The sequence below is a fragment of the Vibrio sp. D431a genome, assembly GCF_030248655.1.
GTDB classification, from domain to species: Bacteria; Pseudomonadota; Gammaproteobacteria; order Enterobacterales; family Vibrionaceae; genus Vibrio; species Vibrio alginolyticus.
Map to the genome: position 1 here is coordinate 226,377 of NZ_JAHGAP010000009.1, position 23,093 is coordinate 249,469.

General features: G+C 45.0%; 20 protein-coding genes. 15 read left to right on the forward strand and 5 right to left on the reverse strand.

Annotated features, from left to right (window positions below):
* The first annotated feature begins 648 nt into the window (after positions 1-648).
* Both ushA and KJB35_RS07270 read left to right on the forward strand, forming a co-directional pair.
* Complete coding sequence (gene ushA / locus KJB35_RS07265; RefSeq protein WP_005378064.1) at positions 649-2,337, forward strand: bifunctional UDP-sugar hydrolase/5'-nucleotidase UshA; 1,689 nt, start codon at positions 649-651, stop codon at positions 2,335-2,337.
* 415 nt (positions 2,338-2,752) lie between these two features.
* The gene (locus KJB35_RS07270) at positions 2,753-2,974 is read left to right on the forward strand and encodes a hypothetical protein (RefSeq protein WP_005386686.1); all 222 of its coding nucleotides are present in this window, start codon (positions 2,753-2,755) and stop codon (positions 2,972-2,974) included.
* A 135-nt stretch (positions 2,975-3,109) separates the two neighbouring features.
* Here the strand turns inward: KJB35_RS07270 and KJB35_RS07275 are convergent, their stop codons facing one another.
* Positions 3,110-3,358: a DUF1289 domain-containing protein gene (locus KJB35_RS07275; RefSeq protein ID WP_005378062.1), complete on the reverse strand. Its 249-nt coding sequence runs from the start codon at positions 3,356-3,358 to the stop codon at positions 3,110-3,112.
* Positions 3,359-3,542: 184 nt separating this feature from the next.
* Between KJB35_RS07275 and KJB35_RS07280 the strand changes: the two genes are divergently transcribed.
* The 9 genes from KJB35_RS07280 to KJB35_RS07320 all read left to right on the forward strand — a co-directional run bounded on the left by KJB35_RS07280 (position 3,543) and on the right by KJB35_RS07320 (position 13,829).
* Positions 3,543-3,989 (forward strand): META domain-containing protein, encoded by a 447-nt coding sequence (locus KJB35_RS07280; RefSeq protein ID WP_042522007.1) that lies wholly within the window; start codon positions 3,543-3,545, stop codon positions 3,987-3,989.
* A gap of 435 nt (positions 3,990-4,424) precedes the next feature.
* Positions 4,425-5,585 (forward strand): ABC transporter substrate-binding protein, encoded by a 1,161-nt coding sequence (locus tag KJB35_RS07285; RefSeq protein WP_205390812.1) that lies wholly within the window; start codon positions 4,425-4,427, stop codon positions 5,583-5,585.
* A 9-nt stretch (positions 5,586-5,594) separates the two neighbouring features.
* Positions 5,595-7,304: an ABC transporter permease gene (locus tag KJB35_RS07290; RefSeq protein ID WP_213907842.1), complete on the forward strand. Its 1,710-nt coding sequence runs from the start codon at positions 5,595-5,597 to the stop codon at positions 7,302-7,304.
* Positions 7,270-7,917 (forward strand): ATP-binding cassette domain-containing protein, encoded by a 648-nt coding sequence (locus tag KJB35_RS07295; protein WP_065274385.1) that lies wholly within the window; start codon positions 7,270-7,272, stop codon positions 7,915-7,917. The genes KJB35_RS07290 and KJB35_RS07295 overlap by 35 nt, the downstream gene beginning before the upstream one ends.
* The gene (locus KJB35_RS07300; protein WP_042522015.1) at positions 7,910-8,521 is read left to right on the forward strand and encodes a CDP-alcohol phosphatidyltransferase family protein; all 612 of its coding nucleotides are present in this window, start codon (positions 7,910-7,912) and stop codon (positions 8,519-8,521) included. The genes KJB35_RS07295 and KJB35_RS07300 overlap by 8 nt, the downstream gene beginning before the upstream one ends.
* Before the next feature lie 123 nt (positions 8,522-8,644).
* The gene (locus tag KJB35_RS07305) at positions 8,645-9,124 is read left to right on the forward strand and encodes a glycine zipper 2TM domain-containing protein (protein ID WP_005386695.1); all 480 of its coding nucleotides are present in this window, start codon (positions 8,645-8,647) and stop codon (positions 9,122-9,124) included.
* A gap of 202 nt (positions 9,125-9,326) precedes the next feature.
* A complete protein-coding gene (gene norR, locus KJB35_RS07310) occupies positions 9,327-10,856 on the forward strand; it encodes a nitric oxide reductase transcriptional regulator NorR (RefSeq protein ID WP_167415136.1) in 1,530 nt (509 codons plus the stop codon).
* 174 nt (positions 10,857-11,030) lie between these two features.
* Positions 11,031-12,692 (forward strand): hydroxylamine reductase, encoded by a 1,662-nt coding sequence (hcp, locus tag KJB35_RS07315; protein WP_213907840.1) that lies wholly within the window; start codon positions 11,031-11,033, stop codon positions 12,690-12,692.
* 81 nt (positions 12,693-12,773) lie between these two features.
* Positions 12,774-13,829 (forward strand): hybrid-cluster NAD(P)-dependent oxidoreductase, encoded by a 1,056-nt coding sequence (locus tag KJB35_RS07320; protein ID WP_213907838.1) that lies wholly within the window; start codon positions 12,774-12,776, stop codon positions 13,827-13,829.
* A 213-nt stretch (positions 13,830-14,042) separates the two neighbouring features.
* On the opposite strand, the gene KJB35_RS07325 is transcribed toward KJB35_RS07320, so the two are convergent.
* From KJB35_RS07325 to KJB35_RS07335, 3 genes are all read right to left on the reverse strand, one after another.
* A complete protein-coding gene (locus KJB35_RS07325) occupies positions 14,043-14,984 on the reverse strand; it encodes a class I SAM-dependent methyltransferase (RefSeq protein WP_213907836.1) in 942 nt (313 codons plus the stop codon).
* Between the two features lie 31 nt (positions 14,985-15,015).
* Positions 15,016-15,708, reverse strand: coding sequence for a TIGR01621 family pseudouridine synthase (locus KJB35_RS07330; protein WP_086046635.1), 693 nt, complete (start codon positions 15,706-15,708; stop codon positions 15,016-15,018).
* An 83-nt stretch (positions 15,709-15,791) separates the two neighbouring features.
* Positions 15,792-17,162: a sodium-dependent transporter gene (locus tag KJB35_RS07335; RefSeq protein ID WP_043884644.1), complete on the reverse strand. Its 1,371-nt coding sequence runs from the start codon at positions 17,160-17,162 to the stop codon at positions 15,792-15,794.
* 430 nt (positions 17,163-17,592) lie between these two features.
* On the opposite strand from KJB35_RS07335, the gene cls reads away from it, so the two are divergent.
* From cls to KJB35_RS07355, 4 genes are all read left to right on the forward strand, one after another.
* Positions 17,593-19,047, forward strand: a complete 1,455-nt coding sequence (gene cls, locus KJB35_RS07340) for a cardiolipin synthase (protein WP_005378105.1) — start codon at positions 17,593-17,595, stop codon at positions 19,045-19,047.
* A 211-nt stretch (positions 19,048-19,258) separates the two neighbouring features.
* Entirely contained in the window at positions 19,259-20,464 is a 1,206-nt protein-coding gene (locus KJB35_RS07345; RefSeq protein ID WP_017820862.1) for a cystathionine beta-lyase, read from the forward strand.
* Between the two features lie 248 nt (positions 20,465-20,712).
* Entirely contained in the window at positions 20,713-21,618 is a 906-nt protein-coding gene (locus KJB35_RS07350; RefSeq protein ID WP_054574033.1) for a triacylglycerol lipase, read from the forward strand.
* A 12-nt stretch (positions 21,619-21,630) separates the two neighbouring features.
* A complete protein-coding gene (locus KJB35_RS07355) occupies positions 21,631-22,491 on the forward strand; it encodes a lipase secretion chaperone (RefSeq protein WP_213907834.1) in 861 nt (286 codons plus the stop codon).
* A 24-nt stretch (positions 22,492-22,515) separates the two neighbouring features.
* On the opposite strand, the gene KJB35_RS07360 is transcribed toward KJB35_RS07355, so the two are convergent.
* Complete coding sequence (locus tag KJB35_RS07360) at positions 22,516-23,082, reverse strand: DNA-3-methyladenine glycosylase I (RefSeq protein ID WP_005378109.1); 567 nt, start codon at positions 23,080-23,082, stop codon at positions 22,516-22,518.
* Positions 23,083-23,093 lie beyond the last annotated feature (11 nt).

Here is a 23,093-nt window from a genome sequence, read left to right on the forward strand (position 1 = left end):
CATTTCATTTTCATTAATTAAATGATAGTTCACATCATAATATTCGAAGAAGAACGATCCATTATTTACTTTTCATTTTGACTCATTAGGTTGAATCTATTTGTTTAAACACTCAAGTGTCAAATGCGGAATAAGCACGATAAGGTATCGGATGAGGATAAATAAACGATGCCTAAAGCATAAGGTTTCTAAACGATCGCAATTATAGTAAAGAGATAAATACAATTTTTGATAGAGTTAGGCAGAATAAAGCCATAATCAAATGAGTTTCAATTCTGTGCTGTTCATTATGCATACAAACCGAGCCCCTCATCATTAGAGCGAAAATTTATAACGATTTGTGTCATACCTATTAGGGAAAACATAAACTTGGCAAAATTATCACCAAAATCAGCGTAATACTTCGCAAAAATGCGCATTGATTCACATAAACAACACACATTCAATTAACTACCTCACAAAAAATAGAGCTAGCTATATAAAATAAATACTAAATACCAATTCTGTTTATTTATAGACGTAGTTTGCAGGCTTATTAATTCATTGCTCCGATAGAAGTATAAATAAGAGATAGATCACTAAAGTTTCACATTAATTCCGTATATTTCACGCCGTAACAATAACAAAATCACAAAGAAAGGATCCCTTATGAAGTTTTCCAAATCTCTTTTGGTAGTGGCAGTGGGCGCTGCGCTAGCAGGATGCGGCTCAGACAGCGACAATTCTCCAGTAACCTGCGAGACTGCAGATTCTTGTACTAAGTTCACCGTTCTCCACACTAACGATAACCATGGTCGCTTTTGGCATAACAGCGACGGCGAATACGGCATGGCTGCGCGTCACACTTTAATCGAATCTATCCGCGCAGAAGTCGAAGCAAAAGGCGGTGAAACCATTCTGCTATCTGGCGGTGATATTAATACCGGTGTACCAGAATCAGACATGCAAGATGCGGTTCCAGACTTCGTAGGGATGAACCTACTTGGTTACGATGCAATGGCTGTCGGTAACCACGAATTTGATAACTCACTAGATATTCTCGATATGCAAGCCGAGCTAGCTGACTTCCCTATGCTGGCTGCGAATATCTATAAAAAAGATACAAACGAGCGTTACTTCGACCCTTACAAAGTATTTACTATCAACGGCCTTAAGATCGCTGTTATTGGTCTAACAACGCAAGACACTGCGAAGCTAGTCAATCCAGACAACGTATCAAACATCCACTTCGAAGACCCTCAAGTAGAAATCAAAAAGGTACTGAAGGAAATCGAAGAGAACGAAAAGGTAGACCTAGTATTTGCAACGACGCACATGGGTCACTACGAAGATGGTAAAAACGGTAGTGAAGCACCAGGTGACGTGAAACTCGCTCGCTCTCTTGAAGAAGGACAGCTAAACGCTATCATCGGTGGTCACTCGCAAAACCCTGTATGTATGGAACCAGGTACCAATGAGTATGCTGATTTCAAACCTGGGGATGATTGTGCCCCAGACCAACAAAAAGGCACTTGGATTATGCAAGCGCATGAGTGGGGTAAATATGTGGGTCGTGCTGACTTCGAATACTACGACGGCAAGCTTCACTTAGCGAACTACGCACTGATTCCTGTAAACCTTCTAGACGAAAACGATGAAGTTATCGGTGAACGAATTCAACAAGATGCAACAGTAAAAGCGTTACTACTGCCATACCAACAACAAGGTCAAGAGTTATTAGATGAGAAGATTTCTAATACGACGGGTAAGTTAGAAGGTGATCGTAACGTAGTTCGCTCTCAACAAACTAACCTAGGTCACCTACTCGGCGAGGCATACCGTACTTACAAAACGGTAAATGCTGACTTTGGTGTGATGAACTCTGGCGGCGTGCGTGATTCAATCCAAGATGGTGATATCACTTACCGTGACGTACTAACGGTTCAGCCATTTGGTAACTTCGTGACTAAAGCAACTATGACAGGTAAAGAAGTTAAAGAATACCTAGACGTGGTTGCGACGAAATCTGCAGGGTCTGGTGCTTACGCTCAACTAGATAACATCACTTTAGATGTAAATTGTGATGCTGGCTCAGTAACCATTACCGATATTAACAATAAAGGCTTCGATCTAGACGCAACGTACACATTCTCTGTAATCAGCTTCAGTGCTGCTGGTGGCGATAACTATCCAATCATCGATGTTCAATCTACACAGCTAACCGATGCATACGTTTTGCGCGAGTTCTTCGTAAACAACCCACAAATCTCTGCGGATAACTACAACAAGAACTTAGAGAACATCAAGTACTTCAGTAATGGCCAACCAGTAAAAGGTTGTCCTGCAACTGGTAGCTAATACTCAACACCTTACCCCTGGCGCTAAGAGCTTTTACAAGCAATTTCGTCAGGGCTTTCCTTAAAACCGAAGCTTTGTGCTTCGGTTTTTTATTTTCGATAAATTACTGAAAACTCTCCACCTTCACAATATGTTCAAAAATTGTTCATTTGTGTTATTGACGCCCCTGTGTTGGGCTTCTATGTTTGATAAGGTCTTTTAAATATGCAGGTTCATCGGCTAAATTTCGCGAAACATTTTTAATAGCATAGTCAATGATTCTGAGAAAGATGTGAATGGCGTTACAAACACTGCTCTCAAACAATTTGTCTTTGGACTTCAAACGATGGTGATGTGCCTCCACGCGCACACTAATGAGCAGCGATCTGGACGTCAATGTGTTCAAACTGCTGCCATCGAGTTCTGGAGGTCAAAAATGAAACGAGCCAGCAATAGCTACAGACTCCAAATGATCAAAGAAGTAGTTACCCGTAGAGAGCGTGAAGCTTGTACGGATCCTATGGCGAGATATATTCATCAACTGATGGATGAACGCCCAACAAGTAAATTAGATGTTGAATTCAATCATAGATTTTCAGGAAATCACTTCGACGAACAAGCGGGAGGCTGGGTTAGCGACCGTTGGTCGATGAAATAACGCCAATTACCGCTCTATAGGGAAAATGGATAGGAGATTCCCGGTTCTTAAAGGACACCTTGCCGGACCGGGAATATGTAAAAGCCTAATCAGAACCGAAAGCGAAGGCGTAACCCCACAGACTGAACAAGAATTCTAGAATAAGTCTTGTTGAGGCGATGACTCATCTTGAAGCTGTTCTGGCTTCGTCTTCCCGGCCAACATCTTTCTTCTGTACCTTTGACGACACAACTTAATAACGTGCAACTGCTGAGCAGGGGTTAAGTTAAGCCAATTAAACCTTTCCTCTCTCTTTCTCATACACCCCTTGCAATACCCTTTTTCATCGGAGGTACATACTCCAACACAAGGGCTTGGGACAGTAAAAAACTCCAGTTGCTCCATACTAAAACCGCTCTTTCCATATTAGGGCGTATTGGCCTAGTTTAAATAATGAGAAGATTAGTCAGCAACAAAACTTGCTATATACTTCGTTATGTCAAAAACATACGAAACCATAACCTTATGCTGACAAAAACAGTGTTTTATTACTTATACTTACCGCGTTTATAAAAACGGAGTCTATAAAATGAAGCTTAGCCTAAAAACGTTAGTTACAGCAATCTCTCTCCCTGTTCTTATGACTGCTTGTGCTAGCAACGGTGATGATGTGAAAGAAATAACGGCTCAAGATTTGCAGCACCACAACTGGGAACTTGTTCAAGTTGATGGCAAAAATATCGTTCTAGACGAACACCAAAAAGCGGCTCGCCTAGAAATCGGTGAAAATCTAACCGCAAACGGCAACGCAGGTTGTAACAACTTCTTCGGTCAAGCCGAGCTGAAAAACAACCAACTACGCATCGAAAAAATGGGCATGACCATGAAGATGTGTATGGAAGATCAAATGAAGATCGAAAACGCAATGACACAAACACTATCTAACTGGAGCGATATCACGCTAACTACAGATGGTCTTGTTCTGAAAAGTGCCGATCACGAATTGACGTTTACACTACGTGACTGGGTAAACTAATCCCAACTAAGTAAACCAGATAGTATCTTAAAGCAGCCAAACGGCTGCTTTTTTTATATCGATGAATCGTTAGTCATGCATGCCAAAGTCATTTAAATGGCCAACTTTCTTTCTCTTTTCGCCCTCAATTCCATGCTTTAAACATCAATTTTGCTCTGTAAAACAACCTATTCATATCTCTGGGGACAATAATTTTCAATTACTTGAAAGAATATCCTCAAACAAACGGTCCGCTCCTAAAATGACACCAAATTTGTCCTTTCTTCGTTTTGCTTCACATTGAGAGTAATTCTTTGAATCAATGAGTGATTCCGTTTGGGATTGGCATTGATAATAGAGAGAGATGAATTACTATCCTTGTAACAGAGCGGAACGACTTGCGAAAACGTCAATAGAAACGAAAGCAAGCACCAAAAGACATAACACGGAATAGATATGAAAAAGCTACTCAGCAGCATTGGCATTTTAGCCACGACTTTTGCGACACCTTCTTTTGCCGATTCATCAGTGAATAGCGAATGGCAAAAAATCGAACAACAAGCCGACGGGCAATCCGTCTACTTTCATGCTTGGGGCGGAAGCCAAGAAATTAATCGCTACATACAGTGGGCGAGTAGAGAGCTAAAATCACGTTATAACGTGACGCTAAACCACGTTAAAGTAACTGATATTTCTGAGACCACTACTCGACTTATCGCAGAAAAAGCGGCAGGCAAAAACAGCGGTGGCAGTGTTGATATGGTTTGGATCAATGGCGAAAACTTCAAATCAATGAAGGATAACCAATTGCTATTTGGTCCTTTTGTCGAAGGTTTGCCAAGCTGGCAATATGTGGATAAATCTCTACCAATTGATGTGGACTTCTCCGAGCCAACAGAAGGTCTAGAAGCACCTTGGGGAGTAGGACAATTAGTGTTTATCCATGACGAGCAAACCCTCCATAACCCTCCAAAATCATTCGCAGAAATGCTGAGCTATGCAAAAGCGTTCCCGAATCGCCTGACTTACCCTCGACCACCAGAGTTTCATGGCACAAGCTTTATCAAAGCATTACTCATTGAACTGTCTAACAACGCCCCTGAGCTGCAACAACCAGTTACCGATGACACGTTTGAGCAAGTCACTCAACCGCTGTGGTCTTATCTAGATGAGTTCCATAAAGTCGCTTGGCGCGGTGGTAAGCAGTTTCCAGGCGGTACAGCAGAAACCCTTCAGCTACTAGATGATGGTCAGACTGACCTGGCGATTACCTTTAACCCGAACGCGGTTTTCTCTGCGCAGTCGAGCGGTAATCTTGCAGAGAGCACCAAAGCGTACGCAATGGACGCAGGAGCACTCTCAAATATCCACTTTTTAGCGATTCCTTGGAACGCAAATGCCAGTGCTGGTGCACAAGTTGCGATAAACTTTTTATTGAGCCCTGAAGCACAGTCTCGCAAAGGTAACCTAAACATCTGGGGCGACCCTTCGGTACTAAGCAACCAATACCTAACTGGTTCGGCCAAAAACACTCAACAATTCAAATCTATCGCTGAGCCACATCCAAGTTGGCAAGCGACGTTAGAAAAAGAATGGTTGAAACGCTACGGGAATTAGTAAGAATCCATGTTAAGAGCGCTGTATTTAGTCATTATCGCAGTTTGTATTTTGCCTACCATTCCGGGACTACTTGGAGTGGTTGTCTCTGCGCTCGGTTATGTGCCTCCTATCGGCTTGCACCACTTTTCTTTAGATGGCTTTAACGCTGTTTTTGATTGGGAGGGTGTTTGGACATCCATCGGGCTTACTTTCTACTCTGCCATTTTCAGTAGCTACTTGGCTTGCTTGATCACATTTGCGATTTTGCAAGCCTCTTGGGGTAGCAAGTTTTGGCGAAAAATTGAAGTAAGCCTCTCGCCACTTCTTGCCATGCCGCACGTAGCGTTTGCGATTGGCTTTGCGTTCTTGTTTGCCCCAACTGGTATGGGCGTTAGGGTTCTCAACCAACTGTTTGGTTACGACCCGAATGCACAAACGGTGAATGACTTAGCATTGCTGATTAAAGATCCGCACGCACTCGGTTTGATCATCATGCTTGCGATTAAAGAAGTGCCGTTTTTATTGTTGATGAGTATTCCAATTCTTCAGCAATTGAAAGTCGATAAGATTGAAAAAGTCAGTCATTCGATGGGCTACAGTTCGGCGCAAGCGTGGTGGAAATGCGTGTTCCCACAGTGGATAGCAAAACTGCGCTTTCCAATGCTGGCGGTATTGGCTTACAGTTTGTCCGTTGTCGATGTCGCCCTGATTATTGGCCCCACCAACCCGCCGACGTTTGCGGTTTTGGTATGGCAATGGTTTAACGATCCAGATTTATCGCTCCTACCAAGAGCGGCCGCTGGCGCAGTAATACTGTTTGCGATCGCAAGCCTTTTGATTGGATTTGCACGCTTAATGGAATGGTGTATTACCAAAGGCTTCAAACGCTGGCAGTACTCTGGTCGAAACGGGTTTCGTTTACCCGGTAAAACCCTATTTTCACTGGTAGCGCTACTTGCACTTCTAATGATTCCACTCATGGTGCTGTGGAGCTTTGCCCAACGTTGGCGCTTTCCAGATTTGCTCCCAAGCCGTTACAGCCTGCGTTTTTGGGAATACGAATGGCACAGTATTCTAGGGACTCTAGAACAAAGTATGTCAATCGCCCTAATCAGCGCGACTGTCGCGCTAGTTCTTGCTTTAATAGCACATGAGTATCGTCTCCGTTATCGCTGGCAGGTGCCCGGTTACATCATCGCCATCCCAATGCTGATTCCTCAGCTATCCGTGCTATTCGGTATGCAAGTAGTGACGCTGTACTTAAACAGTAATGCGTATTTCTTTTGGGTATGTTGGGCGCATATATTCTTTGCGTTCCCATTTATTTACCTCTCGCTAGACGGTCCGTGGCGCAGCTTCGATAACGGCTTAACTCGCGTCGCACTCAGCTTGGGTAAATCACCGATGCAAGCTTGGTTAAAAGTGAAACTGCCAATCCTCTTGCCTGCAATTGCATTCGCGTGGGCTGTCGGTATTAGTGTCAGCCTGGCGCAATACCTACCAACATTGGTGCTAGGGGCTGGGCGCATTAGCACCATCACAACCGAAGCCGTTGCACTATCCAGTGGTTTTGACCGACGTGTCACCGCTATTTACGCCATTTGGCAAGCTCTGCTGCCATTCTTGTTCTTTTCTTTTGCGATACTGCTTAGCCACTTGCACAGGAAGTATCGCCGCTTGTCTATAAAAGGTTTACTACTGAATGAGTCTTTGTCTCGAAAACCTCGCCATCCGTAAAACCAATGGCGACGCGCTTTTTTCAGCGTTCAACATGACCGTAGAAAAAGGTGAAATCGTTACCCTGATGGGGCCTAGCGGTTGTGGTAAATCCACTTTGTTGGATGCCATTGCCGGGCACCTATCCGCCGAGTTCAACTACTCTGGATCCATTACGCTTGATAACGAAAAGTTGGATGCCCTCCCTGCCCATAAGCGTCAGGTCGGTATTCTATTCCAAGAAGATTTGCTCTTCCCTCATTTAACGGTGTGGGAGAACCTTGCCTTCGCGCTACCAAACTCAATCAAAGGTGAAGAGCGTAAAGCTCACGCTATGCAAGCACTGAAGAACATTTCATTGACCAAACTAGCAGAGTCCTTTCCTGACCAAATTTCGGGAGGGCAACGTGCCCGTATCTCATTGACTCGTATGCTGCTAGCAAAGCCAAAAGTTGCGCTACTTGATGAGCCCTATAGCAAGCTGGATAAAGACCTGCGCGTGCAATTTCGCAATTGGGTGGTCGAACAATTGCAGCAAGCGAACATCCCTACTTTGATGGTAACGCACGATGAAGACGATATTCCTGATGGCAGCAGCTGCCTAAACTGGCCGTGGGAGACAAATCATGCTTGATAGCCTGAGTATAAAGCTCATCCGCAAACCGCTGGCACTCAGTGCGAAATATCTCGATAAATGTGGTATCACTGCAAATCAGACGACAGTGTTTGGTTTTGTACTTGGCTGTTTTGCCCTGCCGGCTTTGATCACCGAACAGTACTTGTTGGCGTTGCTGTTTATTTTGCTGAACAGAATCTGTGATGGGTTAGACGGTGCACTGGCGAGGATTCAAGGCATTACCGATGCGGGTGGTTTTCTTGATATCAGCTTAGATTTTTTGTTCTATTCGTTGATTCCTTTTGGCTTTGTGCTTGCCAACCCAGAGCACAATGCCGTTGCAGGCGCATTTTTGATTTTTTCCTTCATCGGCACTGGTAGTAGCTTTTTGGCTTTTGCCATCATGGCAGGAAAACAAGGCATCGATAATCCGGTATATAAAAACAAATCGCTTTACTACATGAGCGGCTTAACCGAAGGTACAGAAACCATTGGCTGCTTGGTTTTATTTTGTTTGCTACCGCAACACTTTGCCGTCATCGCGTATATCTTTGGCGCGGCATGCTGGTTTACTACTTTTACACGTATTTATTCAGGGTTTCATACGCTTAACGATCATTAATACTGCTTAGACAATCGCGTTTCCTTAAGGGACAGGCCGCTAAGCCACTGTTTTATAAAGCACCAAAACGCAGGTTAAATTGGGGTATATACTCTTTGAATGAAGAAACCATTCGGAGGCTATATGAAAAAACAGATCAATTTAGGCATGTTGCTCACCATTACTTGTGCGCTCGTGCTTGGCGGCTGTAGCTCACCTAACCCGTACGGAGATGCATACGGCTCATCCGACACTCGCAAAGTTCAGCAGGTTTACTACGGCACAGTAGAAAAAGTAGAACCCGTAACCATTGATGCCTCTACCCAATCCAATGCCATTGGCACCATCGCTGGTGCTGCCGTGGGCGGGATCTTAGGCTCAAAAGTTGGGGGCGGTTCTGGCTCGGATATCGCTGCCATTGGTGGTGGTCTATTGGGTGGCTATGCAGGCAGCAAAGCGGCTGAAGCAACCGCGAAAAGAAATGGCGTGAATCTGACCATTCGTTTAGAGGACGGAAAGATTATCTCTATTGTTCAAGAAGCAAATCCAAACATGATTTTCCAACCAGGCCAAGCGGTCCAAATCAATGTTTCTGGTAATGACGCCAGAGTCGTTCCTCGTTAATTCGGACGAACCAAACCTTTGGCCTGCTTTAATTCAAACACCTAATCCGCGCAAGCTTACATCACTGGCTTGTTAACTTGCGCGTTTCTTTTCGTATCAAACTTGATCGTCGTCAATGGAACATCAATCTCCCACACCTTTCGATGTTCAAATGACATCAAGTTGCTAGCATGAGCCCATTCCAGATAACTTTGGGCTTGTTATGACTCCGACTGTTGACCACGTATTCCTTAATATCGCGCTAAACCTCAGCTCAAATCGCTCTCACGAGCAGCAATATCAAAATCTCATTGATGGGGTCGCGCAAGTATTCCCATGTGATGCGAGCTGCCTGTTTATCTTCGATGAGGATGGGTTTCTAACTCCTGTCGCGGTAAAAGGCTTATCCAGCTCGGTCTTAGGTCGTCGCTATTTCCCCAAGGCGCACCCTCGCTTAGATGCCATTATTCATAGCCGTGAACCGGTGCGTTTCGATGCCGATTGTTCACTGCCGGATCCTTTCGACGGCACACTATTAACTGAAGACCAATGCATTGATGTTCACGATTGCATGGGCTTTAGCTTGTATGTCGAAGGCCAACTTGTTGGCGCACTAACGATGGATGCACTAACGGTGGGCGCGTTTGATGGCATCGATCCTGTCGCTATCGAAACCTTTGCGGCTTTGACCGCTGCGACATTGCGTAACATTGCTCAGTTAAAAGCGCTCAAAGCGCAAAACCAGAAGCAAAAAAGCGTCACTCAAACCCTTATCCAGCAAGCCCGTTCTCAACATGGTGAAATGGTGGGTTTGAGTCCACAGATCAACCAGTTACGAAACAACATTGCGACCGTTGCTCAATCAGATTACGCAGTACTTATCACAGGAGAGACCGGTACTGGTAAAGAACTGGTCGCGCACTCGGTACACGCGCAATCTCATCGTAGCGATAAGCCGATGATTTACGTCAACTGTGCGGCCCTGCCTGAAGGTCTGGCTGAGAGTGAACTGTTTGGCCATGTCAAAGGCGCATTTACAGGTGCTAATAGCCACCGTGCCGGTAAGTTTGAACTGGCAGACGGTGGAACGATTTTCCTTGATGAAGTGGGCGAACTGCCTTTGATTTTGCAAGCAAAATTGCTACGTGTGATTCAACAAGGCGAGCTGCAACGTGTAGGTAGCGATCAGCATTTGATGGTCAATGTGCGCATCATCGCCGCGACTAATCGACAATTAGAAAAAGAGGTCGAAGCTGGCACGTTTCGAGTAGACCTTTTCCACCGTTTAAACGTGTTCCCAATCCAAGTCCCCCCACTGCGTGCCCGTGACGGAGATATTCCCGTTTTAGCAGGATACCTGTTAGAAAAAGTACGCCAACAATTTAATGCGCCCAACCTGCACGTTCACCCTAAGGTGTTGGCTCAACTGGAGTCTTCACCTTGGTACGGAAACGTACGCGAGCTCGAACACACTTTAACTCGCGCGGCTTTACACGCTATTCAACAAGGTGCAAGCACGATCATGCTTAACCATTTCGACACCTCATTGGCTCTCGGTGATGTAAAAAACACATCGCATTATTTACCCAAAGAAAGCCAACCAATGCGAGAACTGATAGAAAGCTATCAACGTGATTTAATTGAACATGCTTTAAGCCAAACTGGTGGCGTTTGGGCAAAAGCAGCGGAGTTTTTGCAAATGGATCGCGGGAACTTATATCGAATGGGTAAAAAGCTCGGGATCAATAAATAACCAACCACAAGAAGCTGATGTAATTAAGACATCATTTACGTTGTCTTAATTACATCACTCGCCCTATCAAAAACAAATAAAATCATTAAAAATCAACAAGATAATAATTGGCACGCATTCTGCTCTCTAGTGGTCAACATCACGACTATTAAAACAATCACTGGAGAACCCAATATGTTCTGTATTCAATGTGAACAGACAATTCAAACCCCTGCTGTTAAAGGTTGTTCTTTTGCACAAGGTATGTGTGGTAAAACTTCTGAAGTATCTGACCTGCAAGACGTGTTGGTTTACACACTGCAAGGGGTTTCTTTTTGGGCATCAAAAGCACTTGAATTCAACATCATTAACGATGAAATCAACCAATGGGCACCCAAGGCATTTTTCTCTACATTGACGAACGTTAACTTCGACCCTGAACGCATCCTAGAGTTAACTTCTCAAGCCGCAACGTACAAAGCATTGTTAAAAGAGCAAGTAATGTCTGCTGCGACTTTGTCAAACACCAACCTTACTGACATTCCTGCCGTTGCCAACTTCGATCTACCAAACAGCGCAGAAGCGATCTTAACTTTTGCTCCTCAAGTCGCGGTGAACCGTGGTAAGGACCAAGTACATGAAGATGTTATTGGCCTACGCCTACTTTGCCTATACGGCCTTAAGGGTGCCGCAGCATACATGGAGCACGCACGTGTTCTTGAGCAAACCAACAACGATATCTATGCCGAATACCATGAAATCATGGCGTGGTTGGGCACAGACCCTGAAGATCTTGGCGAACTACTTGATTGCTCAATGCGCATCGGCCTGATGAACTACAAAGTGATGGAAATGCTCGACCAAGGTGAAACAACGACCTTCGGCCATCCAGAACCAACCACGGTGAACGTCAAGCCAGTAAAAGGTAAATGTATTCTTGTTTCTGGCCATGATTTGCATGACCTAGAAAAAATCCTGCAACAGACCGAAGGCAAAGGCATTAACGTTTACACCAATGGTGAAATGCTGCCTGCACACGGCTACCCTGAGCTGAAGAAATACTCTCATCTTGTCGGTAACTACGGCAGCGCATGGCAAAACCAGCAGAAAGAATTCGCCAACTTCCCTGGTGCAATCGTAATGACGTCAAACTGCTTGTTGAATCCAAATGTGGGTCAATACGCAGACCGTTTATTCACTCGTAGTATTGTTGGCTGGCCTGGTGTGGCTCACATCGAAGGCGATGATTTTAGCCAAGTGATTGAATGTGCTCTAGCGCAAGACGGTTTCCAACACGATGAAATCGAACACCACATCACGGTTGGTTTTGGTCGCAATGCACTGATGAACGCCGCCCCTGCGGTTATCGACCAAGTGAAGCAAGGCAACATCAAACACTTCTTCCTAGTCGGCGGTTGTGATGGTGATAAAGCGGAACGCAGCTACTACACCGATTTTACGGCTGAAGCGCCAGAAGACACGCTAATCCTGACCTTGGCGTGTGGTAAGTTCCGCTTCAACAAGAATACGTTCGGAGATATCAACGGCATCCCTCGCCTATTGGATGTGGGCCAATGTAACGATGCTTACTCTGCAATCCAGCTTGCACTTGCACTGGCGAAAGAGTTTGACTGTGACATCAATGAACTACCACTCACGCTTGTGCTTTCTTGGTTCGAGCAAAAAGCGATCGTTATCTTGCTAACGCTATTTGCATTGGGCGTGAAAGGCATTTACACAGGCCCTACTGCACCGGCATTCCTAACGCCAAACCTAATCGCCATCATCCAAGAGAAGTTCGATATGCGCAGTATTGGCAATGTTCAGGATGATCTAAAAGCCATCCTAGCAGCTTAATAAACTTGCTTGTTACGCGCCTCCTTACGCGGAGGCGCTATCTATTTCGAACCCAAAATAGCCACAACCAAAGAGATTGTTATGTTTTTTGAATGGCAAGGTAACCAACCCGTCACACTCCGTTGCATCGACAAATACTTCGAAACACACGACACCGTCAGCATCAAATTGGCTGAACTAACCGAGTCACTTCTGTTTCAGTTTAAACCTGGCCAGTTTATTAACTTGGGCGTCGAAATTGATGGAAAAATGGAGTTTCGTGCCTATTCAATCAGCTCGATCAATGAAGACGATCACCTTCAACTCACCATCAAACGAGTATCTGGCGGTAAAGTATCGAACTACATCGTTGACTCGCTGCTGCTCGGTGATACCGTTCAAGCATTACCACCAGCGGGCGAATTTAACTGCATTGACCACCCACCCGTTTTACGTGATGGCGAAACAAGAGCCTTGCTTATCAGTGCAGGTTGCGGCGTCACGCCCGTATTTTCGATGGCAAAGCACTGGCTGAGTAATCAAGATGAAAACGACAACGATGTGGACATCGCATTTCTTCATATCACACACAGCCTAGAAGAGACGATTTACTACGATCAGCTAGAAACGTTAGACGCCGTATATCCCAACTTCCATTTAAAGCTGTTGCTGAAAAACCGCGAAGGAACGTCACACCCACAAGGTCGTTTGAATGCCAACTGGATTAAAGAGCTTGTTCCTGATTTCAAACAGCGCACCGTTTACCTGTGTGGTCCAAGCCAGTTTATGCTAGATGTACACGGCTATTTGAATGACCTTGGTTTTGACATGACGAACTTCTACCAAGAGAGTTTTACGCCAGCGACTGGCGCAGAAACATCGGTCTCCGATGAGACGGTTAACGTTTTTGTTCCTGATTTTGCTCAAAGCATCGATGCGCAAAAAGGTCAGGTACTGGCCGATGTGCTCGAAGGCGCAGGTTTACCATTAATCGTCGCTTGTCGAAGCGGAATTTGTGGCTCGTGCAAATGCAAGGTTCGTAAAGGCAACGTCTCTTCCACTAGCCTAGAAACATTGACGCCAGAAGAAATTGAACAAGGCTATGTGCTCGCCTGCTCATCAATCATCGAAGCGGATCTTGAAGTGCAGATCGGTTAATGCTGCTGGTATCGATCTTTTATTGTTTCCCGTCATTCCGACGAGCCTAGGCGAGGTCAGGAATCTAATATCAGCGTGTTAGGAATAACTCACTCTGATAATAGACTCTGAATCACACTCGCGTCTCGCTATTCAGATTGACGGGGTATCGCGGAGATGCCAGCCGTACTCAAACGGCTGGTATTATAGATAGGTACAACTTTCGTTTCGTCGTCATTGCTTCTCGCTAAACAACAACACTTTCAATGCTGCTTCGCTGTCTACGTCCATAAACTCTGGCGGGTTATCCAGACGCTCACGGAATGTCAACTCTGGCGCTTCTTCTTTCATGCTTTCAATCAAGAAGTCGCTTGTCACAGATGGTGAGTTCACACATGCCATCACTTGACCGCCTTCTGCCAACAAATCCGGCAATCGACGTAGAATCTTTTTGTAGTCTTTAGTCAGCGCAAAGCTGCCTTTCTGGAATGAAGGCGGATCGATAATGATCAAGTCATACTGACCAGATTTCTTAATCTTACCCCAAGATTTAAAGATATCGTGCCCCATAAAGCTTACCTGGTTGATGTTATGACCATTTAGCTTGTGGTTCTCACGACCTTTAGACAGCGACGCTTTCGCCATGTCGACGTTAACCACTTTATCTGCGCAACCCGCAATGGCAGCGACAGAAAAGCCACACGTGTAAGCAAACAAGTTGAGCACGTTTTTATGCTTGGCATTTTCGCGTACCCAATCACGACCGTAGCGCATGTCCAAAAACAGACCGAAGTTTTGGTTGCGGCCAATATCCAATTGGTATTTCAAACCACTTTCTTCAACGACAGGGCGAGCGTCTAATTCACCGACAAGCACTTCTGAAGGCGCACCATCGGCATAACGGTGCTGAAGAACCATAGTGCGACCTTGCTTGTCTGCCCACAGTGGTGATAGTGCCAACGCATTGAGGCCGCTTTTCAGCTCAGCGAGAAACGCGTCGTCGACTTCTTTAAACAAGTTGATGATCAACTGACCTTGTAACCAGTCACAGGTGATTTGCTCTAGGCCCTCAAAACGACGGCCACGACCATGAAACAGTCGACGAATTTCGTTCGGAGCTTGCGCGAGCTCGGTTTCTAGATGCTGAAAAAACAGCGGAAGTTGTGATACTTGCATCGAGTTCTCTTATTAGTTTTCTTTGTGACGGTTATTTGATCGTAGGCCAGCTCAGTTCCCAAGGGGAAAGCCAAGTATCCAACCCCTGAGAGACGATTTCATTGTGCCATTTGTTACCCAGCACTTGGTATTCTCGTGGATCGCAAACAAAGCGATATTGCTCATCTCGGTATTGGAAGCAAAGTGAAAATGCATGCAGGTAACCGCGATCAGCCTCATTGCCTGCATTGTAAATCGGGTCGCCAACAATACCTGAGCCAACCGATTTTAATGCCACGCGGATTTGATGCGTTTTACCAGTGTGTGGCTTACATAAAAATAGGCGCTCTCCGGGCTCTGCCGCAAGAGAGAAAAACTGGGTGACGGCTGGGTTATTTTTGCTGTTGACCAGCTTCCATGATGAACGGCGCGAACGCTCCATATCACCAACGACCAAACCTTGTTTCTTTTTCGGCTTTTTAGAGCCAATCGCTAGGTAGAACTTTTCTACTTGGCGGTCAGCGAAGGCTTGCGATAACGCACTGGCCGCTTTGGCGTTGCGTCCGAGGAGCAGAATACCCGATGTCATTTTATCCAAGCGATGGATAAGATAGAGCTGCTGATCACCACTCTGCTTAGCCACTTCTTGCAGCAGCATTGTGTCGCCATCGTCTTTATGAACAGAGACGTTGGGATGCTTATTGATGATCAGAAAATCGGGATGGGTATGTAGAATATCGAACATAAAAAAAACTGGCTCCACGTTTGGAGCCAGCAGTATACATAAGTTATCGGACAAAGCTATCGAGGCTTGCCCTAAGGCCTGAGCTAGAGCTTTCTAGAGAAAATACCAGCAAGACCAATGATTGCGATACCCAGCAGCATGATTTCACCTTTACCACTATCAAAGCCAGACTTAATCCCCATGAAGGCAACAATAGCAATCGCAACAGGAATCAGGTATTTAACTAGGTTGTACCACAATCCAAATAACGGGAAGGATACTTCGCCGTCATTAGTGATCTCTTTTTCTAGCTCAGCACGGCTTAGGCGCCATCCAGCAAAGATACAAACCAACATACCACCAACCGCTAGGAAGATTTTGTCCGTTAGCAAGTCGAAGATATCAAAGGCACCGGTACCAAACAGCGTTGGTCCCATTCCACCTAACGATAGTGACGCAAAAATACATAATGCCGCCATAACTGCACTTGCAGACAGAACTGCGTTAGAGCGCTTCATGCCTTTCTCGTCAATTAGGTAAGACACGACAACTTCCAATAGTGATACTGAAGAAGTTAATGCCGCCACCGTCAAACCGATGAAAAATAACAACGCGAATAGCAACCCAATCACACCGCCCATTTCAGCAAATAGCTGAGGAACGACAACGAATACAAGACCAGGGCCTGCCGCAGGCTCCATGCCAAAGGCAAACATTGCTGGGAACATAGCAACACCAGCAAGAATCGCGACACCAGTATCCATCGCTGTAACCATACCGGTTGTTTGAACTAGGTTCTCTTTCTTCTTCAGGTAAGAACCGTACGTCATCATACAACCCATACCTAAGCTAAGTGAGAAGAACGCCTGCCCTAGTGCAGCAAGAACTACGTTGCTGTCGACTTTAGAAAAGTCCGGCATGAATAAGAACTCAAGGCCAGCCATTGCACCTGGCAGCATCAAGCCTTTAACAGAAACAACGATTAGGATTAAGAACAGAAGCGGCATCAGAACCTTACCTGCTTTCTCAATACCACCCGAAATCCCTTTCATCACGATCATGACGTTAAGGAACAGGTAAACACCCATCCACATTAAAGGTTGAATCGGATCTGAGATGAAACCGCCAAAACTGTCGCCAATTGCTTCTGGCGCGCTGAGTAGACCACCACCCACTTTAAAGATGTAGGCCAATGCCCAACCACCAACCACAGGGTAGAAGCCCATGATCAAAAGACCACTGAAGACTCCCATAACGCCAGTGAACGTCCAGCGTCGGTCAGTTGTTTTGAATGCACCTACGGCAGAAAGACCTGTCTTACGACCAATAGCGAACTCTGTCAGCATCACGCTAAAGCCGATAAAAATTACAAAGATAAGATAGATAGCAACGAATGCACCGCCGCCACTCTCACCTGCTGTGTAAGGGAATTTCCATATATTGCCTAAACCGACAGCGGAACCCGCTGCTGCCATTACGAAGCCTAGTTTAGACCCCCACGTATCACGTGGTGCTGCTGTATTAGTTGTAGCCACGCTTTTTCTCCAAAATTAGTTTGTTGTGTATGCATAGAGATAGGCGTCTAAAAAGTTTATGTAAAAATTATTGTACACTTATAAAATAAGCGTTCGACGCACTATGTCTAGAAAGTAAAGCAGCTCCCCTTTAAAATTGGAACCCCAAAAAAGTACATTTATCGCACAAGTGTCGAGTTACGCAGGTTAAATGCTGTTTTTTTGTTCAAAAGTTAAAGAATGACCTTATTTTTCACATTAAAATAACAGAATCAGCTGTTATGAAATTCGTTCCTCATATAAGGTCAATCCCACGTCTGAATGGGAAATCTATTCCCCCAACCCACTTTTATGCTTAATATCCTAGAAGGGCATATTACTCTGAGCGTATATGGACAAGTTTTATCACTTTCTTACTTTAGCTGGCATCGGGCTATATTGGTTACTGGTCGCAGGTGTGACCATTCGTGTCGTTTTAAAGCGCCGTGCAGTGAGCGTGTCTTTAGCTTGGCTAATGATCATTTATATCCTTCCCGTTCTGGGTGTCGCATGTTATTTCCTCTTCGGTGAACTGAACTTAGGCAGAAAGCGAGCCGAACGTGCGAAAGAGATGTTTACACCATTCGAGAAGTGGTTCAGTCAGTTGAACGACTGTAACGCGCACAACCCAGAAACGATGGGAAGGCACATCTACCGAATTGATGAACTTTGTAACAACCGCCTTGGTCTTCCCGCATTGAGCGGTAATACATTGTCGCTGCAACAGTCACCTAATGAGATTTTGCATTCCATTATTGAAGACATCGAAAACGCGCAGAGCAGTATTCGAATGGTATTCTACATTTGGCATCCAGGTGGTTTGGCTGACTCTGTCGCTTCTGCACTTATCCAAGCGGCTAAACGCGGCGTAGATGTCAAGCTATTGCTCGATTCAGCAGGTAGTCCGCGTTTTTTCAGAAGCCCTTGGTATCGAATGATGCAGGATGCTGGAATTGAAGTTATTCAAGCGCTAGAAGTGAAGATGTGGCGTATTTTCTTACGTCGTCTTGATCTTCGCCAACATCGCAAGATCATCGTAATTGATGATGAAATTGCTTATACAGGTTCAATGAACTTGGTTGACCCGGCTTACTTCAAGCAAAACAGTGGCGTCGGGCATTGGGTGGATATCATGGTTCGCATTACAGGACCAACGGTAAACGTATTGAGTGCCATCCACTGTTGGGATTGGGAAGTCGAAACTGGCGAGCGTCATTTACCAAGACTACCTGAATGCAAGATCGATGAGAGTGAATTCCAACACCCTATTCAGGTTGTGCCTTCTGGCCCAGGTATGCCGGAATATCTGATCTATCAAGTATTAACATTGGCAATAAACCAAGCCAATCGCTCGGTACGAATCACAACACCATATTTCGTGCCCAATGCTGATTTACTCGAAACGTTAAAGATGACAGCACAACGAGGCATTGACGTTGAACTCATTATTCCCCATAAAAATGACTCTATGATGGTGCAATGGGCGTCACGCGCTTTTTATAGTGAGCTCTTGAGTGCAGGGGTCAAGATTTATGAGTTTTATGGTGGTTTACTGCATACAAAATCTGTCGTAATTGACGACCAATTCTGTTTAGTTGGCACCGTAAACATGGATATGCGCAGCTTGTGGCTGAACTTCGAAGTGACCCTCGCCGTTGATGACGAAGAGTTCACCAAGCAAATGTCTTGGTTACAAGATAGCTATATTAAGCAATCTCACACTGTTGTATTGGAAGAATGGGAGAAAAGGAGCCTATTTTCTCGGTTCTTAGAGCGAGTGTTCTATCTCTTCAACCCACTCCTCTAATACCTCAAATACACAGGCTAAAAAACCTCCAGCGCTACATGCATCCTGCTGGAGGTTTGTTCTTTTAGCTCCCTATCTACACGATACCTCTCGACATCATTACCTGTTCATCTTGGCTGTTATTGGCTGATAGTTGACTTTTCCCTTGCATAACCTACGTCGTCCATGTTTTAAATATTCCAAACCGCAATATTTAAGACAGGGAACTTTTATGTCAGAGGGAAAAAAAACCAAACTCATTACCGCTGGCCGCGATAAAAAGTGGACAAATGGTGTTGTAAACCCACCCGTTCAACGCGCTTCAACTGTGGTATTCAATACAGTTGCAGAAAAGAACCAAGCCACCATTAATCGTGCAAACAAAACGTTGTTTTATGGTCGCCGAGGCACCAACACGCACTTTGCTTTCCAAGACGCAATGGTTGAGATTGAAGGTGGAGCTGGTTGCGCGCTTTACCCTTGTGGAACGGCAGCAATTTCAAATGCCATCCTCTCTTTCGTTGAAACTGGCGATCACATTCTAATGGTGGACACTTGTTACGAACCAACTCGTGACTTTTGTAACACCATCATGAAAAAGATGGGCATCGAAACCACCTATTATGACCCAATGATCGGTGAAGGTATCCGAGACTTGATTCAGCCGAATACCAAAGTCCTTTTCTTGGAATCTCCTGGTTCAATAACCATGGAAGTCCAAGATGTACCTACATTAGCGCGCATTGCCCACGAGCAAGATATCATTGTGATGCTTGACAACACATGGGGAGCTGGCGTGAACTTCTCTCCTTTCGAGCATGGCGTAGACATTTCCATTCAAGCGGCGACTAAGTATATCGTTGGACATTCAGATGTCATGCTAGGTACTGCTGTGGCTTCTGAAAAGTATTGGGATCAGCTTCGTGAACAAAGCTACCTGATGGGTCAGTGCGTTTCTCCTGACGACGCATACCTAGGTCTTCGAGGTATTCGCACGTTGGATGTTCGCCTAAGACAGCACGCAGAAAGCAGTTTAAAAGTCGCTCAGTGGCTCGCTTCTCGCCCAGAAGTTGATCATGTCCGCCATCCAGCTTTAGAAACAAGCCCTGGCCATGAGTTTTTCAAACGAGACTTCACAGGTGGAAACGGCTTGTTTTCATTTGTTCTCAAAACGTCTTATCCAAAAGCGACGACGGCTCTGCTTGATGGTATGAAACACTTCAGTATGGGTTACTCTTGGGGCGGTTATGAAAGCCTCATTCTAGCTAACGAACCTAAGAGCTTTAACAGCCTGAGAACCGTAGCTCACCCACACTTTGAAGGTACTTTGGTTCGTATTCATATTGGCTTAGAAGACGTAAATGACTTGATCGCTGATTTAGAGGCTGGTTTTGCGCGTTATAACGCCTTAATGCTTGAAAAAGAAGTCTCCCTATAACAATGATTGAATCGCCCTGCATTGCGGGGCGCTTTTATAAACCCCTGACTTAATTAGAATTAACTAACATTCACCCGAACCATTAATTGATGTTAATCATTTGTGTTGTTTTTCAATTGAGCAGTCACAGAATGAAATAATGTGCCATAAATAGGCTTTTCAAATTTAGAGTTTCTCTCCTACTTTTTATCATTCATAAGAGGTCATACCACAAGGAGATAGTTTTGAAACTCAAATTTATAGCGCTAATGCTTTTTACCTTAGTTACCGTCCCAATAACCTCCGTATACGCTGCAACAGGTTATACCCAAACCAAGTATCCGATTGTTCTGGTTCACGGTTTGTTTGGTTTTGATACCCTGGCAGGCGTTGATTACTTTTTCGGAATACCACATTCCTTAACAAAAGATGGCGCTACGGTTTATGTTGCACAGGTATCCGCGACCAATAGCAGCGAAGTTCGAGGGGAGCAACTGCTTGCTCAAGTAGAAACCTTACTTGCAGCAATAGGCGCAGAGAAAGTCAATCTCATTGGTCACAGTCATGGTGGTCCAACAACGCGCTATGTTGCCTCTGTCCGTCCTGACCTAGTCGCATCAGTTACGAGTATAGGAGGCGTTAATAAAGGGTCTAAAGTGGCAGATTTAGTTCGTGGCACCGTATCTGAGGGTTCGGGTAGTGAGCAGCTCGCGGTAAAACTGGCGCAAGGCTTAACTACTCTTATTAATCTTCTATCAGGTGGTTCTGATCTCGACCAAGACCCTTTAGCCTCACTAGCAGCATTAACCACGGAAGGATCATTAGCGTTTAACCAACACTACCCGGAGGGAGTCCCTACCAGTGAATGTGGTAATGGCGACTTGCTAGCTTCAAATGGCGTTTATTACTACTCATGGACCGGATCATCCACTTTTACAAACGTTTTCGATCCGACTGACGCTGCCATGATGGTACTTGGCTTAGCCTTTGATGGGCCGAATGATGGCTTAGTTGGTGCGTGCAGCACACATTTAGGCAAAGTCATACGTGATGATTATCAAATGAACCATTTGGATGAAATTAACGGTCTACTCGGTATTCATCATCTTTTTGAAACCGATCCAGTCACGCTTTATCGCCAACATGCAAATCGTCTCAAACTTCAAGGTTTATAAGAGGTCATCACAATGAAGAAAGTCGCTCTCACCACTTTTATCCTGCTCTCGATATTTGGCGTGGGAGCGCTTTCTCTGTTGCAAAGCGACAAACAACAAGAGATAACCTCTAACCATTCGCCATCTCAGCAAGATATAGCCGCCGATGTCTCTTCTCCAAAAGATTTCTTCGAATATTCTCTTAGCCGGCTGGGCGAAGAAGATCTCGATACGATCAAAGCGGAAGTCAATGATGACACTTTAGCAAAGCAAACTCTGAATATTGATGCCACACTTTTTCAAGCCTACCTTTCCTACAAGCAAGCACTCACTGCATTAGAGCCTTTTGAGCACAACCACCTAACGCTTGAACAGTTAACCATGCTGAATGAAGCAATACTGAACTTACAGCTTCAATACTTTAACGAGGTGCAGATAACCCAATTGTTTGACGAAGAAAACCGACTTCGCCAACTTGCTTTAGAAAAGCTGACGATTAAAACACAGGCATCGGATATCGAGAGTCAAGCACACCTTCTCAATCAAGCGTTATCAGAACAACCGGATTACATACGAGAAAGTGAACGCAATAACGCATTAGCAGAGCAGCTCGAGCAAGCTTCTCAGCTTGATTCACAAGACAAGTACATCGCCCGTGTTGCTCTGGTAGGAGATGCCGGAGCGCAGAGGCTGCAAAAGCTTGATGAGCAAAGAGCATCATTTAAAACTCAACTCGCCACTTACTTAAAGCAGCGTCAAAATATTCTGAATAGGGATTTTCTAGGGCAAGACGAAAAACAGGCAGAAATCATTGCTTTAAGAAAACAAAGCTTCGATGCCACTCAATGGCGTCGAATCGAAGCTTTGGAACGTATTCATGATAGCCAGAACTAACAACATTAGCTTAATAGCCAAACGTCACTTATTCTGCTTTTTAGGACATCCAACGATATGGTCATCCACCATGCCGACGGCTTGCATGAAAGCATAACAGATGGTTTCACCGACAAACTTGAAGCCTTTCTTTTTTAGGAATTTACTCATGGCTTTGGATTGCTCTGTCGAAGCTGGTACGTCACTCATATGTTGCCATTGATTGACGATTGGTTCACCGTCCACGAACTGCCACAACGCGTCTGATAAACTCCCGTACTCAGCAATTAACGCTTTGGCCGCTTTGGCATTACTGAATACCGAGTTAATCTTTCCGCGATGTCTCACAACATCGAAGTTTTCCACGATGTATTCAGCGCGTTCTTCATTTCTTTGTTCCAACGCATCTAGATCGTAATTCTCGAACGCTTCTCTGTAACCTTCGCGCTTTTTAAGGATGGTGATCCAACTAAGACCAGCTTGCGCACCTTCCAAAGTAATAAATTCAAACAGGACTTGGTCGTCATATACTGGCACGCCCCATTCGGAATCATGATATTCGCGCTCTAATGGGTGATTCATCGCCCACGCACACGTTTTTTGTTCTGTCATTATTCTTCCTT

Bases quoted from the DNA above. Each gene is read 5' to 3' on its own strand.
- ushA (WP_005378064.1), top strand. From the start codon at position 649: ATGAAGTTTTCCAAATCTCTTTTGGTAGTGGCAGTGGGCGCTGCGCTA.
- KJB35_RS07270 (WP_005386686.1), top strand. From the start codon at position 2,753: ATGAAACGAGCCAGCAATAGCTACAGACTCCAAATGATCAAAGAAGTA.
- KJB35_RS07275 (WP_005378062.1), bottom strand. From the start codon at position 3,358: ATGGAGCAACTGGAGTTTTTTACTGTCCCAAGCCCTTGTGTTGGAGTA.
- KJB35_RS07280 (WP_042522007.1), top strand. From the start codon at position 3,543: ATGAAGCTTAGCCTAAAAACGTTAGTTACAGCAATCTCTCTCCCTGTT.
- KJB35_RS07285 (WP_205390812.1), top strand. From the start codon at position 4,425: ATGAAAAAGCTACTCAGCAGCATTGGCATTTTAGCCACGACTTTTGCG.
- KJB35_RS07290 (WP_213907842.1), top strand. From the start codon at position 5,595: ATGTTAAGAGCGCTGTATTTAGTCATTATCGCAGTTTGTATTTTGCCT.
- KJB35_RS07295 (WP_065274385.1), top strand. From the start codon at position 7,270: ATGAGTCTTTGTCTCGAAAACCTCGCCATCCGTAAAACCAATGGCGAC.
- KJB35_RS07300 (WP_042522015.1), top strand. From the start codon at position 7,910: ATGCTTGATAGCCTGAGTATAAAGCTCATCCGCAAACCGCTGGCACTC.
- KJB35_RS07305 (WP_005386695.1), top strand. From the start codon at position 8,645: ATGAAAAAACAGATCAATTTAGGCATGTTGCTCACCATTACTTGTGCG.
- norR (WP_167415136.1), top strand. From the start codon at position 9,327: ATGACTCCGACTGTTGACCACGTATTCCTTAATATCGCGCTAAACCTC.
- hcp (WP_213907840.1), top strand. From the start codon at position 11,031: ATGTTCTGTATTCAATGTGAACAGACAATTCAAACCCCTGCTGTTAAA.
- KJB35_RS07320 (WP_213907838.1), top strand. From the start codon at position 12,774: ATGTTTTTTGAATGGCAAGGTAACCAACCCGTCACACTCCGTTGCATC.
- KJB35_RS07325 (WP_213907836.1), bottom strand. From the start codon at position 14,984: ATGCAAGTATCACAACTTCCGCTGTTTTTTCAGCATCTAGAAACCGAG.
- KJB35_RS07330 (WP_086046635.1), bottom strand. From the start codon at position 15,708: ATGTTCGATATTCTACATACCCATCCCGATTTTCTGATCATCAATAAG.
- KJB35_RS07335 (WP_043884644.1), bottom strand. From the start codon at position 17,162: ATGGCAGCAGCGGGTTCCGCTGTCGGTTTAGGCAATATATGGAAATTC.
- cls (WP_005378105.1), top strand. From the start codon at position 17,593: ATGGACAAGTTTTATCACTTTCTTACTTTAGCTGGCATCGGGCTATAT.
- KJB35_RS07345 (WP_017820862.1), top strand. From the start codon at position 19,259: ATGTCAGAGGGAAAAAAAACCAAACTCATTACCGCTGGCCGCGATAAA.
- KJB35_RS07350 (WP_054574033.1), top strand. From the start codon at position 20,713: ATGCTTTTTACCTTAGTTACCGTCCCAATAACCTCCGTATACGCTGCA.
- KJB35_RS07355 (WP_213907834.1), top strand. From the start codon at position 21,631: ATGAAGAAAGTCGCTCTCACCACTTTTATCCTGCTCTCGATATTTGGC.
- KJB35_RS07360 (WP_005378109.1), bottom strand. From the start codon at position 23,082: ATGACAGAACAAAAAACGTGTGCGTGGGCGATGAATCACCCATTAGAG.